Here is a 17,030-nt window from a genome sequence, read left to right as displayed (position 1 = left end):
ATTTCTTCTCCTATTATAATTCTACGTTAAGCCCTAAAGTAATAGTTCTTGTTTTAGGATAGATGTTATATTGATCTATACCAAAGAAGATTTCACCATTATCTCTGTTACCACCACTAAAGTTAACCTCAGGATCGATACCACTGTAGTTAGTTAGTGTAAATACATTGTTTACAGAAGCATAAACTCTTAATTTTGAAACTCCTGGAATAGTGTTCTCTGGTAATGTATATCCTAAGTTTACGTTATCTAATCTTAAGAAACTACCATCTTCGATATAGTAACTTAAAGTTTGGTATGCTCCACCAACTCTTCCGTCTAACTCAAAAGCTTCAGATAAAACGTTACGTTGCGTGATATAATCTGGGTTACCAAATACTTGTCTAGTTGCATTATAGATATCATGACCTACTACAGCTCTAAATGCCATACTTAAATCCCAATTCTTGTATGTGAAGTTGTTACTCCATCCAAGTTCAAAATCAGGTAAAGCATTACCTAAAACTTTTTTGTGCTCATCAGATTGAGAAACATCATCTAAGAAGTGTAATTCACCATCATTACCTCTAATTAACCATTTACCATCACTTACACCAGCATATTCAAATCCATAGAATGTACCGATTTTTTCGTTAGGTAACATACGTTGAGTTGATACTCCTACAATACCAGGAGCAGAAATAAACCCTACATCTCTAAACTCTAAATCATATAAACCACCATCTAAAGATACGATTTCTTGAGTATTCTTTGAGAAAGTAGCTGTAGTGTTCCAAGTAAAGTTATGATTTTGAATTACTTTACCTAAAAGTGTTACTTCAACCCCTGAGTTTTTAATTTCACCACCGTTAGCAAAAATTCTAGGTGCAAAATTTGTTTCTCTAGGTACATCGTAAATAGCAAGTAAATCAGTTAATTTTTTGTTGTAATAATCTACTGTACCAGAAATTCTATTATTAAATAATCCAAAATCTAATCCAACGTTTATTTCTTGATTTTGATCCCATTGTAAATCTGGGTTAGGATTGTTGAAATAATCAAGATTGATAATAGGATCTTGTGTATTAGGATCAATAGAAGTTCCTGAAGGTCCAACTCTTAAAAGTGCTCTGTTTGTAGGAATGTTACTGTTTCCAGAAAGACCCCAGCTAGCTCTTAATTTTAAGTTGTTAATTTCTTCAATATTATCTCTAAGGAAGCTTTCGTTTGCAATGTTCCATGCAACTTGTACAGATGGGAACCATCCCCAACGGTTATTTTCTCCAAAAACAGAAGAACCATCTCTTCTTACCATACCTGTGATATAGTATTTTGAAGCATAGTTATATTTTACACGAGAAAAGAAACCTGCATCTTTACGTCCATCTTTGTAAGACTGTGCATCTCCTAATTGAAGTGTTTCAAAGTTTTGGAAATTATCAGATCCTAAGATGTTAGAAATAGGGTCTCTTCCTTCTACGCTAAATCCATCCCAGTTTTGAACTCTATAAGAATGACCTAATAAAGCAGTGAAGTTATGATCACCAAAACTCTTATCATAAGTTAAGGTCATTTCAACCATATTTTGTTGCCAGTTATTGTAAGCTCTTCTTCCAAAACCTCTTCTGATAAGTGTGTTCTGACCTCCTAAAACGTTTGAGTATCTAGGTTCAAAATAAGTTGACTCGTCATCATTACGTAAGTAACTATAATCAAACTTTCCTGTTAATCCTTCTAATAATTGAATTTCAGCTCCAATATTAGCAGCAAATCTCTTTGCATCTCTTTCATTTTGAATTTGATTTAAAGAAGCTACAGGGTTGAAATAATTAAAAATACGTGCTGTCTCAAAATATGTTCCATCAGCATTTAAAATAGGATCTGTAGGAAGGCGTTGGAAAGATTGGAATAAAACGTCAGTTCCACCATTTCCACCGTAGTTTACGAAATCGTTATTTTCAATTGTATTAGAAATTCCAGCGATGAATTTTACTTTATCATTGAAAGCTTTTTGTGTTAAATTGAATCTAGCAATTGTTCTTTTCTTATCTGATCCTTCAATAACACCTTCAAAATCTGTATGAGAAACAGAAGCTCTATACGTAGTTTTTTCACTACCTCCAGCTAAGGAGAAGTTATTGTTAATTGTAATACCAGTAGTGTAAATTTCGTCTTGCCAATCTACGTTACCTCCAGCATCAGCAAATGAAGAAAAACGATCAAGATTATTATTAATATAAGCTCTGTACTCTTCAGCAGATTGTAATTTTAACTCTCTAGCTACTTCATCTATAGCGATATAAGAGTTAAATCCTATAGTTAGTTTCCCAGCTTTACCTGATTTTGTAGTAATAAAGATAACACCATTTGCACCATCTGCACCATAAATAGCAGTAGAAGCACCATCTTTTAATACATCATAAGATACGATATCTTCTGGTGCTATAGTAGTAGGGTCAACACCACGAATTCCATCAACAACATATAATGGATCTCCTGCTGCTGCAAAACCAGAAGCACCTCTAATTCTTACATTAAATCCTGCGTTAGGGTCACCTCCTTGTTTAGTAATAGTAACACCGGCAGCCTTACCTTGTAATGCTTGGATAGGATCTGTAAGTGTTCCTTGGTTTAAATCTTTGGCAGTTACTTTTGAAACTGAACCTGTTAAATCTTTTTTACGAGCTGCACCATAACCAATTAAAACAACTTGTTCTAATTCTGCTGCATCCTCTTGTAAAGCAATATCAATTTGTGCTTGTCCATTAAAGGATATTTGTTGAGCAATGTATCCCACATAAGAAAATGAAAGAATTGATCCCTCTTCAACATTGTTTAAGGTGTAGCGACCATCAAAATCTGTTGATGCTCCGTTACTTGTGTTGGATACTATAACGTTTACACCAGGGATAGGTTGCCCAGTGGTAGCGTCTGTAACAGTACCTGATACACTAGACTGCGCAAATATGCTAGCTGGTATCAGTAACCACAACAAAAACAATGCACTTTTGGTAAATGTTTTCATATAATGTTTAAGTTAAATTAAATTGTTTTTCGCGTTATATTTTCACTTTCTGACACTAAATGTATGTAAAATGAATGTTAATTTTTATGACAAAACTACTACTTAACTTACGAAAACGTTTGCGTGTTAAAAACTTTTGAGATTTGTGTGTAAGAATTGTTAAAATTATAGAGAGGAAGCAGTATTTTAGTAAAAACAATTGGATCAAAAAGAAGGAAAGTAAGATGAAACAAAAAATAACGTTAAAGCATATCGCCAAAGAATTAGACGTTTCGGTGTCAACAGTTTCTAAAGCATTGAAAGACAGTGTTGAAATTAGCCTGGATACACGTCAAAAGGTTAAGGCATTTGCTAAATTATACAATTATAAACCTAATAATATAGCATTAAGTTTAAAGAATAGAAAGACCAAAACTTTAGGAATTATTATTCCTGAAATCGTACATCATTTCTTTACTACAGTTATTGGAGGTGTAGAAAAAGTGGCTAACGAAAAAGGTTATAACGTTATTATTTGCTCATCAAATAACTCTTTTGATAAGGAGGTTATTAATATGGAAATGCTTGCTAGTGGTAGTGCAGATGGATTTATCATGTCTGTAGCCAAAGAGACACAATTAAAGAAGGATTATCATCACATACAAGAGACTATGAGTCAAGGTATGCCAGTAGTGATGTTTGATAGAATTATAGATGAATTGGTTTGCGACAAAGTTATTATAGATGATGCAAAAGGTGCTCAAATGGGGACAAATCATTTACTGTCTATAGGGTGTAAAAAGATAGCGATTATAACCACAGTAGATTACATTAGTGTAGGAAAACTGAGAACAAGTGGCTATTTAAGAGCTTTAATGGCATATGATATCCCAGAAAATCAAGACTATATATTGAAAATTGAAGATGTTGATAATTGCGAAAACGTAATAGCTGAATTTTTAAAGAATAAAGATATTGATGGCGTATTTGCGGTTAATGAATTATTTGCAGTGACTGCAGTAAAAGTGTTGAAAAAAATAGGTAAAAATGTGCCTAAAGATGTCTCTGTTGTAGGTTTTACAGATGGAATATTATCAAAACATTTCATACCTAGCTTAACAACTATTAGTCAACATGGTGAAGAGATGGGGGAGCGAGCTGCACGATTGTTAATAGAAAAATTAGAAAGCGAAGAAGAAGCAACAGAAGAATACCGTACAGTAATCATTGATACTAGCCTAATAGAGAGGGCTTCAACTAAAAAAATAAAGAATTAACACTGAAATGTAAAAAGAACTACCTATATTTGACCTTATTCAGAACTTATATTTTCACTTTCTACCTAAAAAATAAGTTTTGATAAGTTAACGCTTATCATAGTAATAATCAAAAGTTTACTTGATGAACAAGCGTAAATTAAGTTTCTTAGAAATCTGGAACATGAGTTTCGGTTTTCTAGGAATTCAATTCGGTTTTGCATTACAAAATGCCAATGCTAGTAGAATTTTACAAATCTTTGGAGCAGATGTCCACGAACTTTCATGGTTTTGGATTGTAGCACCTTTAACTGGTTTGATTGTTCAACCTATCATTGGATATTATAGTGATAAAACCTGGACTCGCCTAGGACGCCGTCGTCCATATTTTTTAACAGGAGCCATATTAGCTTCATTAGGATTAATTTTAATGCCTAATGCTGATATGTTTACAGCTTTTATGCCTGCATTGTGGGTAGGAGCTGGAATGTTGATGATTATGGATGCTTCGTTTAATATAGCGATGGAACCTTTTAGAGCATTAGTTGCAGATTTATTACCGTCTGATCAACGTACTCTAGGGTTTAGTATACAAACTGTGTTAATTGGTATAGGAGCAGTAATTGGATCATGGCTACCATACGTATTAACAAATTGGTTTGGTGTGTTAAATGAAGCAGCTGTAGGAGAAGTACCACTTAATTTACTATTATCATTTATAATAGGTGCTGCTATATTAATGGTGAGTATACTTATTACTGTATTTACTACCAAAGAATACTCTCCAGAAGAAATGGCATTAATAAATGCCAATGAGCCAGAGGCAGAAGAAGAATCTAGCTTAGCAAATATCTTTACAGATTTTGTGAAAATGCCGCATACAATGCGTCAATTAAGTTGGGTACAATTCTTTTCCTGGTTTGGACTTTTTGGGATGTGGGTATTTACAACCCCAGCTATAGCACATCATATTTACGGATTATCACTAGAAGACACACATAGTACTACATATCAAAATGCAGGAGACTGGGTAGGAGTATTATTTGGTGTATATAACGCAGTATCTGCTGTATATGCATTTTTCCTACCAGCAATAGCAAAGAAAGTAGGACGTAAAAAAACACATGCTATATCATTAATTTTGGGTGGTATAGCTTTAATAGGCATTTATTTTATGCCAGATGAAAATTGGTTAATTCTCCCTATGATTGGTATTGGGATCGCTTGGGCTAGTATATTGGCAATGCCTTATGCTATTTTGGCAGGATCAATTCCAGCTAAGAAGATGGGAGTTTATATGGGAATTTTTAACTTCTTTATTGTATTACCTCAAATCATAAATGCGGTAATAGGAGGACCTATAGTTAAATATATATATGGAGGTAACCCTATTTATGCATTAATTATAAGTGGTATTTCTTTTTTAATAGCGGCAGTTCTTGCCATGAGAGTAAATGATGTAGACGATAACGTAATCGTAGAAGAATAATAATGGAACAAAAGAAAGGATTCATCTTTGATTTAGATGGAGTTATAGTAGATACAGCTAAATATCACTTTTTAGCTTGGCAAAACTTAGCCAATTCGTTGAGTATTTCTTTTACAGAAGAACAAAACGAACAATTAAAAGGAGTGAGTCGTGTGCGATCACTTGAAAAAATATTAGAATGGGGAAATGTAACTGTACCAGAAGAACAGTTTAATCAATTAATGACTCAAAAAAACGAAGAGTATTTAGAATATATCTCAAAAATGACTACAAATGAAATTTTACCAGATGTAGTGAGAATTCTTGAAACACTTATAGTTAAAAACCAAGCTATAGCTTTGGGATCGGCAAGTAAAAATGCTAGAATCATTCTTGAAAAAGTTAATCTTATAGATAAATTTCAAGCTATTGTGGATGGTACAAATGTTACTAAAGCCAAACCAGATCCTGAAGTATTTTTAATAGGAGCAAAAGAATTAAATATAGAACCAAATCAATGTGTAGTTTTTGAAGATTCTGTGGCAGGAATACAAGCAGCCAATGCTGCCAATATGATAAGTATTGGTATAGGAGATGCAAAAGTATTGCATGAAGCAGATCATATTTTCAATGATTTCACAGAAATAACTGAAGAATTCATTAATAATTTATTGACAAACTAAAACGCTTAAAGAGAGAATAATGAACCAAGATTATATTAAGCCAGATAACTGGTCTATTATAGAAGAAGGATTTGATGTTGAGAGAGTTAAATCTTCAGAAAGTTTATTTAGTATTGGTAACGGAGCTATGGGGCAACGTGCTAATTTTGAAGAAACTTATACAGGAGCAACTTTCCAAGGGAGTTATATAGCGGGAGTTTACTATCCTGATAAAACTAAAGTTGGATGGTGGAAAAATGGTTACCCAGAATATTTTGCTAAGGTATTAAATGCCCCAAGTTGGATAGGAATTAAAGTAACTGTTGATGGTATTGTTTTAGATTTGAACACGTGTAAATCTGTTACAGATTTCCGTAGAGAACTTAACATGAAAGAAGGATGGTACCAACGTTCTTTTAAAGCAGTGCTACCTAATGATATTGAAGTTAGTGTTAATGCTACTCGTTTTTTAAGCTTAGACTTAGACGAAATCGGTGCTATTAAATACGAGGTAACGCCACTTAATAAAGAAGTTGAAATAACATTTACACCTTTTGTTGATTCAGGAATTACTAATGAAGATTCAAACTGGGATGATAAATTCTGGGATACTTTAGCAGTTTCTCATGAAGGAAATGAGGCTTTTATCACAACTAAGACCATGAAAACTGATTTCCATGTATGTACTGGAATGAAGAATGAACTGTTTTTAAATGGAGAGAAAGTAACTCAAACTCCAATTGCTGAAGCAAAAGAAATGTATGTAGGATTAACATACAAAGCTACTGTAGCTGTAAATACTACAGCAGCATTACATAAGTTTGGTGGATATACAGTTTCTTTAAATCACGAAAATGATGCTGTAGCAAAAGCTAGTCAGTTGGTACTTAATGAAGCTGCTACTTCTGGATTTGATGCTTTACTAGATTTGCAAAAGCAAGCTTGGGCAAAAATTTGGGAAATGGCAGATATCACTATAGAAGGTGATACTAAAGCACAGCAAGGAATTCGTTTTAATATATTCCAGTTAAACCAAACTTATTTAGGTAAAGATGCAAGGTTGAATATTGGACCTAAAGGATTTACAGGAGAGAAATATGGTGGTAGTACATATTGGGATACAGAGGCATATTGCTTACCGTTCTATATGGCTACAAAAGATCAAGAAGTAGCTCGTAATCTATTAACTTATAGATACCAACATTTAGACAAAGCCATAGAAAATGCAGAGAAATTAGGATTTACTAATGGTGCAGCATTATATCCAATGGTGACTATGAATGGAGAAGAATGTCATAATGAATGGGAAATTACTTTTGAAGAAATTCACCGTAATGGAGCCATGACATTTGCCATTTTTAATTATGTGCGATTTACAGGTGATTATAGCTATGTTCCAGAAAAAGGATTAGAAGTAATGATCGCTATAGCTAGATTCTGGCAACAACGTGCAACATTCTCAACACATAGAAATAAATATGTGATTTTAGGAGTTACTGGTCCTAATGAGTATGAAAATAACATCAACAATAACTGGTATACTAATTACTTAGCAAAATGGTGTATTGAGTATTGTGTAGAGAATTTAGAAAAAGTAAAATCAGAATACGCTGCAGATTATAGTAGAATTATCGAAAAAACTAAGTTAACTGCAGAAGAAGTAAAAGCTATGCTAGAGGTAGCAGAGAACATGTACTTCCCATATTCTGAAGAGTTAAAAGTATACTTACAGCAAGACGGATTCTTAGATAAAGAATTAATAACTGTAGCAAACCTAGATAAATCTCAAAGACCAATTAATCAAAAGTGGAGTTGGGATAGAATTTTAAGATCTCCTTATATTAAACAAGCAGATACGCTACAAGGATTCTATTTGTTTGAAGATCATTTCTCAAAAGATGAGTTAGAACGTCACTTTGATTTTTATGAACCATTTACGGTACATGAATCTTCACTTTCTCCATGTGTACACAGTATTCAAGCTGCAGTATTAGACAGAATGGAGCAAGCATATACATTCTATTTGCGTACTTCAAGATTAGATCTAGATGATTATAATAAAGAAGTAGAAGAAGGATGTCATATTACGAGTATGGCTGGAACATGGATGAGTATTGTAGAAGGATTTGGAGGAATGAGAGTGAAAAATGATACCTTGTCATTTGAACCACGAATTCCTAAAGAATGGAATGGATATTCATTTAAAGTAAACTTTAGAAATAGCATATTGAAAGTAAATGTTTCACAAGAAACAACATCTTTCAACCTAGAAGGAGACAAAGAATTGATGATTTATGTAAACGGTCAAGAAGTAACTATTACACCAGATCATATGGTGACCGTATAAATCATATCATTTTCCCCAATACCCCAAAAGACCCCTTTACTGGGGTCTTTTCAATCTTTGAGATTAACAACTAAAACATTACAATAAACACTATTATGAAGAAGATTATCGTAACTGCTTTAACTGCAGCACTTCTTATTTCTTGTGGTCAAGCCAAAAAGAATGAAGCCGAGAAAGAAGTGATAAAAGAAGAAGTAGCTAAGGAAATAAAAAAATCACTAGAAGTGACTCCACAAATGATGGAAAATGCAGTGATTTATGAAGCTAATATTCGTCAATATTCTGAAGAAGGATCTTTTAAAGAATTTACCAAGGATATCCCTAAATTAAAAGAATTAGGAGTTAAAGTGCTATGGTTAATGCCTATATATCCTATTTCTACTACAAAGAGTAAAGGATCATTAGGAAGTTATTATGCAGTATCAGATTATACAAAAGTAAATCCAGAGTTTGGTACACTAGAAGATTTTAGAGACTTAGTAAAAACGGCTCATGATAATGACATTTATGTGATCTTAGACTGGGTTGCTAATCATACAGGATGGGATCATAAATGGTTAAAAGAGCACCCAGAATATTATACTAAGAATGATAAAGGAGAAATTATACATACTGTTGATACAGATTGGTATGATGTAGCAGATCTTAATTATGACAATCAAGAAATGCGTAAGCAAATGATTGCAGATTTGATGTACTGGGTAAAAGAAGAAGGTGTAGATGGATTCCGTTGTGATGTTGCAGGTATGGTTCCTGTTGATTTTTGGGATACAGCTACAGCAGAGCTTCGTAAAGAAAAGCCTGTATTTATGCTAGCAGAAGCTTGGGAGCCTGAATTAATGAAGCAATCTTTTGATATGGGTTATGCTTGGGATACGCATCATGTGATGAATGATATTGCTCAAGGTAAAAAGACAGTAAAAGATTGGGATGCACGTATGAAGCAAATCGATACTTTATATGGTGCAGATGATATTTTAATGAATTTTACATCTAACCATGATGAAAACTCCTGGAATGGTACAGTAAAAGAGCGTATGGGAGATGCAGCAGAATTATTTGCAGCTGTATCTTATGTGATGCCTGGTATGCCTTTAATTTATTCTGGACAGGAATATGATATGGATAAGAGATTATTGTTTTTTGAAAAAGATACTATTATCAAGAAGCAAGGAAAATTTTTCCCATTATATAAGAAGTTAGGAAAGCTTAAAAATGAAAACCATGCACTACATGGAGGAAAAGAAGCGGCATCATATACACGTTTAGTTACTTCTCAAGACGATAAAGTACTTGCTTTTTCAAGAGAGAAACATGGTAATAAAGTAGTATTTGTAGGTAACATGAGTAAAGATGAAGTAGAAGTTAAGGTAAAAACTACGGGTACTTTTACATCGTATATGAATGGAGAAGCTATGGAACTTAAAGAAGAGGAAACTTTAAAGTTAGCACCATGGCAATACTATATTTTGATTAAAAAATAGAAAGCTGAATAAGCTTATAAAAAAACCTGTGTATTATATAAATGCACAGGTTTTTCTTTTTTAGGTAAATGCTAAAAATTAATAGTTAGAAAATATGCTTTATATGATATTTTATGGTATTGATGATAATACATCAAACTATTCAGATAAAAGATAGAATCTTAAAATCTAAAGATAAAATAAAATAGTTTTGTGATTAAAAATAGAATCTAAGGGCAAGTAGTAGGATTCTAGACCGTGTTTAATCGTTAAATGTAATCAATTTATAATAGGGGGTAAGAAAAATAAACTGGGATAGATTACAGAAAAATAGTGTAAAAACAATACGAGATAAAACTATATAATGCAATAAAAAAGAATTCTAGTCGGTATTTTTTCCGAAATAAGCCGACACTTTTGGCTATAGAAAACTTCTCAAAAGCTTCTATGCCTTTAACTTGGTAACCGTTCATAAAAATTAAAATGTTTTGTGTGTAACTATACATGTAAACTCAATTTATTAAAAAAAATTATAACTACTGTTAAAAAGTAAAATATTTTTCAAAAAACAATAAGAACTGTTACTTTTTTGGCATTAAACTGCTACTGTTTTGGCGTATTAATAAAATGAAGCTGAAATAAGTCATATTTGAACTAAAAAAAAGTGCCTTTGAAAAATAGATTCAAAGGCACTTTTTTTATGATAAAAACGGATTAGTATTTTAAAATTTCAAATTCACTTCTACGGTTGATCTGATGTTCTTTTTCACCACAATTGTTGGTTTGACAATCAATAAGCAATTGTGATTCTCCATAGCCTTTAAATTGCATACGTCGAGCATTTACATAACCTATTAAAGCAAGGTAGTTACGTGTGGCTTCAGCTCTTTTTTCAGATAGCATTTGATTATAGGTATCAGTACCTCTACTATCGGTATGAGAACCAATTTTAATATAAACAGTACGATATTTATCTAGTTTTTGTGCTAGTTGATCTAATATTTTTTTAGAATCCTTACGTATGGTCCATTTATCATAGTCAAATTGAATAGGAGGTAGGTCAAAAAACAATTTTCCGTCGCGCTCAATAACAGGTGGACCTACTTTGTCGGTAAGTAATTGTTGCTTGAGATTAACATTTCTGTTAGGTGATTTAATAGCTGTATTCCTTCTTTTCTGTGTAGGAATATTAAGAGTAGTGCTAGGCGTAGCTTTAGGTGTTTCAACTGTAGCTACAGAAGTAGGTGCTTTTTGAAGATAAATAACATAAGTTGCTTCATCTTGCTCCTTTATACGTATAGTTTTTGTTTTTGAAAGATATCCTAAAGCATTAGCATTAATGGTGTATTGACCAGGTATCGTTTTTATTTGGAAACGAGAAAGAGTACCTAGTTGTTTTTTTGAGACTTCTTTTGATTTATATGTAATTAAGACATCTGCATCTGCAATAAGTTCTTCTGAAGCATAATCTTTAATTTCGATACGAGCAGTATACTCTTTTAATAAGATTTCGCCAGTTTGAGTGAATTGATAAATATCATCATTAAATTTTTTACGGTTTGAAGCAAAGAAACCTTCGGTATTATTAGTATAATTGATAGAGAAATCATCATAGGTAGAGTTGATAGGAGCACCCAAGTTCACTGGGATTTTAAAATTTCCAGTAGTTGTTTGCTCAGCTGCAAAGATATCCATCATTCCTAATCCTAAATGTCCGTTTGAAGAAAAGAACAAATGTCCGTTATTATGTATAAAAGGAAATTGCTCACGATTAGCAGTGTTGATTGTTTCTCCTAAATTGATGGGATTACCAAAAGACCCATCAGATAAAATATCTACATAATATAAATCAAAGTCACCATATCCTCCAGGAATATTAGAGGCAAAATACAAGCGATTTTCTGCTGCATTTATATTAGGATGTTCCATAGAATACATAGATTGATTAAATGATAGTTTTTCAGGTTTACTCCATTTGCCATCAATTAAAGAAGCTTTATATAAATGAATAACATTATTATTAAGGCTATCAAATTTCTTTTTCCCTTTTACAGTATTACTTTTAGAAAAATAGATAGTGTTTCCATCTTTAGAAAAACAAAAATTCCCTTCATGTAATTTAGAGTTTAAGGGGCGTGGTAAAGCCGCAGGTTCTTGAGTAAATTCATTTTTATCATCTACAGTTACACGATAAATGTCAAGAAAAGGTCTGTGTGTCCATTTATAATCTTTATTCAAAAAACGATTAGGAGTACGATCAGATACAAAATAAACACTGCTATCCTTTTTTATGGCAGCAAAGTCTGAAGCATCTGAATTGAATAAAACAGGTTTTATAGTATAATCATTCTCCTTTAATTTAAAATCTTCGATAGTAGCAATAGCATCGATTTTGTCAAACGTGAGTTCTTTGTTCTTATGATATAAAGCCAAAAATTCTACTGCTTTGTCATAATTACCAGTTGTAGACAATAGTTGATGCATGATAAAATTAAATTTATTGTCATAAGATTTATCACTATTATAAAATTTACCTTTAACAAGCATAGTTAAATAGCGATATGCCTTTTTAAACTGAAAGCTGTTGTAATAAGAGATACTTATATTTTGAAGTATATGCTTAGCATAACCTTCTTGATTTAACTCTTCTTCATATAATGCTGCAGCATTTATATAATCTCCTTTTTCAAAATAACGGTCGGCTCTACTTTTCTTTTGACCAGTCATGATGTGACTACTAAAAATGAAGAGAGTTATATATATAAGATATGATAGTGGTTTCATAAAAGTGATGTTAAGTGATTAGAAAAATCTAGGTGAAGTATAAGATTTACTAAAATTAAGTAAGTCAAACTTATACAATAAAATAAACTCATGACTACCGTCATTATAACTACTTAAATCATTTGTACTAAAATCATAAGCATATCCAAATCTTAGATTTTTAGTGATATTAATACTAGCTAGAGCTACAAAACCAGTATCAAGACGGTAAGAAGCTCCTAGTTCGAATTTATCATAGAATAAGGCATTAAGAGAAGCATCAAATGTAAGAGGAGCATCTAGTACTTGTTTGGCTACCACAGATGGTTTTAATTTAATCTCATCAATGACATTAAAAACATAACCAGTTGTTGCATAAAGATGTGTCTCAGATTCAAATACTCTTTGATCATTGGTATCTACATCATAAGGAAGTAAGTTAGGAGCAGATAACCCAAAGTAAAAATTATGTGAATATAAATAGATTCCAGCACCTATATTAAGTTGTGTTGTAGAGCTTTGATTTGCAAAAACAGGATCATCACTTACATTAGAACCATTAGGATCAATCCCAAAATTGGTAATACCGGCTTTTAATCCATAAGATAATTTAAGACCTTCAGTAATACGTGTGATATAAGCAAAATCGATATTTGCATAGTGATTGTTAACCTTGATAGCATCACCAATGCGGTCATTAGTATAGTTTACACTTAATTGGATCTTTGAACTTAAAGGTATAGTCCCAAAAACATTAGCTGTTTGAGGGGCACCTTCGATAGCAGTCCATTGTTTTCGATATAATATTCCGGTAGAAACCATACCATCAGCATTTACATAGGCAGGATTTACTACACTCATATTGTACATATATTGAGAATATTGAGGCTGTTGTTGTGCTTGGGTCAAAGTAACAAATACTATAGCCAATAGCGTTATATATTTTGATATCATGTGATTATCTGCTTAAATAGAAACTTCCTTGAATAGGTAAATTATTATTGAAATTAGGTGTAAAGACATAGAAATACGTTCCAGATGGAAGATCATCTCCTAATCGCACAGAGACATTACTTTCTCCATGAAATTCTTGAGTATTTCTATTTCCTTCATAAACTAATGTCCCATAACGATTAAAAATTTGTAATTCAAAATCAGGGAATGCTTCAGGAATATTGTAGAGTCCTTCTTTTTCTAAATCAAATGTATCATTTATAAAATCATTATTAGAAGAAATACCATCTTGAAATTCTAAGATACATAAGGTACCATCTATGGCTCTTTCTCCTAGATTTAAAATATCAATTTGAACAGCTTTACGTTCAGATTCGCAACCATTGGCATCAAATTGAGCGATATAAAATGTTTGATTATCTAATAAAATAGGATTATCTATAATAGGTGTTTCACTTTCTAGGGTTTCATACCAATTATAATTTAAAACATCTACAATGATATCATCTAATTTTGCAGCATCAAGTATGCAAAATTGTTGATCTGTAACTTGAGGAATAGGTAAGTCTATGATTTGAATGTTAATATCTAATGAAGATTCATCACAAGGTAAACTATTAGTTAAGATATATCTAAAAGTATAAATGTCATTCGATAAACTATCAAAAGATAATAATCCATCTGGAGCAAGAGCACCAGTATTATCTGTATCTTCAAATCGACCAGTACGAGCAGTGTCACTATCTAAAAGTGAAAATAAATTTACACGTCCATCTAATTTACAGAATGTGGCATTAACATCATCTCCTATTTGTTGAGGTTGAACAACATTGACTGTTACTGTGGCCAGACTTTCTTCACTACATCCATCGCTAGCAAGTACTTTGTAAGTATATACACCAGAGTTTAAAACTGGTAAATCAGGATTTCCTGCAATAAAAGTACCTAGATGATCTGTAGACGCATAACCAAAAGGCCCAGCCCATGATCCAGTAGTATCTGGAGAGCCTCCTAATTGATCAAATAATACTAATGATAAATCATTAGAACATAGTTCTGCAGTATTGCTTTCGCCAGCATCAGAGTTTTTATATATAGTAAACTTTAATTGTGCATTATCGGTACAACCTTTATCTGTAGTTAAAGTATACGTAAAATCAAAAGATTCTTGAGATGCAATAGGAGTAGGAAAAACAAAAGGATTTGTAATAGTAGCTCCAGTATTTGTATCGCTCCAAATACCAGAAGTATCGATAGCATCAACAGTATTATTTATTAAAATGTCAAATAAATCAACACTGCCGTCAATATCACAAAGATTTATATCTTGAGTATCTTCTCCAGCATAAGCTTTGGGATGAATAATGATAACTATTTCTGCAGATTCTTGCGGACATGAAGTCATGGGGCAACCGTTTATTTCTGGACAAACAGTGTAAACAAAACGATATTCTCCTGGTGCTGCATCTAATAAACTTATAGTACCTCTAGAAGAATACAAATCGTTAGGGTCTCTTTGACAAGAATCTAACCTTAAGGCGGATTTACTTGTTAAGCCTAAATTACTAGGTCCAGACATTAGTTCCCAATTAGTATAAGCATTATGATCATAGACGAAGCCATCTTGAAAAGCAATAAAATCAAAAAGATCTATGGTTCTAGGAACATCAGATGAGCAAAACTCATTAAATAAAACTGTAGGTCCTTTTTGTCTAAACTCACGTAAAGATTCATAAATATTGAATTCTACAATGCTAGTATCATCTTCACAAACTACAGAACGTTTTTCTACAGTATATGAAAAATTGAAAGTATGACATCCAAATCTAGGATTAGCACCATTATTAGTGATATTAAGATATTCATCACGTATATTAATTGTAGGATTAGGATTTCCAACCCAATATCCTTCGATATCTTCACCTGTAAGATAGATATCATCTGTAACATCTATAGGATCATCATATAGACCTGCTAGAATATCACTTTCACAGATTTCTATTGTTGCTGCATCTCCGGCATCAACTTGTCTTACTACAGCAATTCTAACTCTTGTTTGAGAAACACTTGTACAAGGCGCTGCAGCGCCTACAGTATAGATCAAATCAAAAATGTTTTGATCTACTCTAGGTAATCCAGGTTGATAAGGTACATCTGCATTAAAAAAGCCACCAGCAATTGTACCAGCTACACTAGGACTGGTAGGAGAAAAGCTCCATTGTCCATTGTGATGTGCTACTGGAGTTGTGTCGTTTGATACTAATACAGTGCTTAAATCTAAGTTATCTGTACTACAGATATAAAAATTAATACCGTCTGCATCAGGAGGTATTGCTAGACCAGAATAACCACCTATAACTAAATGAACTATCATTCTAGGGGTATCTCCACATATTGAACTATTAAGATGAAATACATAAGATTCTTCAAATCGTGAAGATTCATCAATATCCCATGTAGAAACATTACCAGTAGTTGTATCAAGAATAATAGCATTAGGATGTGTAGTAGACCATGTACCATCTGTATTTGTTGTACCAGTTAAATCATAAAGGTTTATGTTTCCGTCAGGAGTCATATCACCATCAGAGTCAATAGTAGTTATATCACAGATAGGTACAGTACGGCGTTCGTTACATTGTGCATAGCTGCCGTAAATGACTAGACACAATAAGAGTGGGAGTAATAGTAATTTTTTTTTCACAATAATACATTTTAGTATTCAATACATAAAAGGGCATAGGTATATTATATCATATATAGATTACAGAGGGCATTCATAAATCTATTGAATTGATATAATTTCCCTTAACAAAAAACATAGCATATCAGTACAATATGTATGGTAAATCGTACAAATTATTTAAATCATTATTTCGTTAAGTGAAGTAGGGGGGATAGAGGGATTTTCTTTTTGAGGGCTTTTAATTTTTGTTTTCCATTAATTTAATATTGATTGATGATTTGTTTCCATGGACAAATCTATAAAAAAAACGTATAAAAAAAATTTAAAAGATTAAGTTTTGAGTGATTACCCATAAACTTTTGTGGTTTTAATGTAAACTACGATCTTTGAAGTAATAGTAATAGAATTTTTTATAAAAATGAATTGCTATAAATCAACTAATAGAATG

9 protein-coding genes are annotated in these 17,030 nt (G+C 32.3%); 5 read left to right on the top strand and 4 right to left on the bottom strand.

The window, feature by feature from the left end; all coding sequences use genetic code 11:
* Positions 1 to 13 precede the first annotated feature (13 nt).
* Entirely contained in the window at positions 14 to 3,004 is a 2,991-nt protein-coding gene (locus ACYEKI_RS09555; RefSeq protein ID WP_459210964.1) for a SusC/RagA family TonB-linked outer membrane protein, read from the bottom strand.
* Positions 3,005 to 3,228: 224 nt separating this feature from the next.
* Here ACYEKI_RS09555 and ACYEKI_RS09550 point away from each other — a divergent pair, with 224 nt between their 5' ends.
* The 5 genes from ACYEKI_RS09550 (at position 3,229) to ACYEKI_RS09530 (ending at position 10,200) form a co-directional block, all read left to right on the top strand.
* The gene (locus ACYEKI_RS09550; RefSeq protein ID WP_459210963.1) at positions 3,229 to 4,260 is read left to right on the top strand and encodes a LacI family DNA-binding transcriptional regulator; all 1,032 of its coding nucleotides are present in this window, start codon (positions 3,229 to 3,231) and stop codon (positions 4,258 to 4,260) included.
* A gap of 124 nt (positions 4,261 to 4,384) precedes the next feature.
* The gene (locus ACYEKI_RS09545; RefSeq protein WP_459210962.1) at positions 4,385 to 5,728 is read left to right on the top strand and encodes an MFS transporter; all 1,344 of its coding nucleotides are present in this window, start codon (positions 4,385 to 4,387) and stop codon (positions 5,726 to 5,728) included.
* A gap of 2 nt (positions 5,729 to 5,730) precedes the next feature.
* Positions 5,731 to 6,390 (top strand): beta-phosphoglucomutase, encoded by a 660-nt coding sequence (pgmB, locus tag ACYEKI_RS09540; RefSeq protein WP_459210961.1) that lies wholly within the window; start codon positions 5,731 to 5,733, stop codon positions 6,388 to 6,390.
* Between the two features lie 19 nt (positions 6,391 to 6,409).
* On the top strand, positions 6,410 to 8,716 hold the full coding sequence (locus ACYEKI_RS09535; protein ID WP_459210960.1) for a glycoside hydrolase family 65 protein: 2,307 nt from the start codon (positions 6,410 to 6,412) through the stop codon (positions 8,714 to 8,716).
* 95 nt (positions 8,717 to 8,811) lie between these two features.
* Positions 8,812 to 10,200, top strand: a complete 1,389-nt coding sequence (locus ACYEKI_RS09530) for an alpha-amylase family glycosyl hydrolase (RefSeq protein ID WP_459210959.1) — start codon at positions 8,812 to 8,814, stop codon at positions 10,198 to 10,200.
* A gap of 693 nt (positions 10,201 to 10,893) precedes the next feature.
* Here the strand turns inward: ACYEKI_RS09530 and ACYEKI_RS09525 are convergent.
* From ACYEKI_RS09525 to ACYEKI_RS09515, 3 genes are all read right to left on the bottom strand, one after another.
* Positions 10,894 to 12,906, bottom strand: a complete 2,013-nt coding sequence (locus ACYEKI_RS09525; protein ID WP_459210958.1) for an OmpA family protein — start codon at positions 12,904 to 12,906, stop codon at positions 10,894 to 10,896.
* Between the two features lie 75 nt (positions 12,907 to 12,981).
* The gene (locus tag ACYEKI_RS09520; protein WP_459210957.1) at positions 12,982 to 13,896 is read right to left on the bottom strand and encodes a PorP/SprF family type IX secretion system membrane protein; all 915 of its coding nucleotides are present in this window, start codon (positions 13,894 to 13,896) and stop codon (positions 12,982 to 12,984) included.
* Between the two features lie 4 nt (positions 13,897 to 13,900).
* Positions 13,901 to 16,600 carry a T9SS type B sorting domain-containing protein gene (locus ACYEKI_RS09515; RefSeq protein WP_459210956.1) on the bottom strand — a complete coding sequence of 900 codons (2,700 nt, stop codon included), beginning with the start codon at positions 16,598 to 16,600 and terminating at the stop codon, positions 13,901 to 13,903.
* Between the last annotated feature and the right edge of the window lie 430 nt (positions 16,601 to 17,030).

Origin of the sequence: Aquimarina rhabdastrellae (assembly GCA_947387485.1) — a bacterium.
Taxonomy (GTDB): Bacteria; Bacteroidota; Bacteroidia; order Flavobacteriales; family Flavobacteriaceae; genus Aquimarina.
Note: the sequence above shows the minus strand (reverse complement) of the source record. Positions and strands in the feature narration are given on the sequence as shown.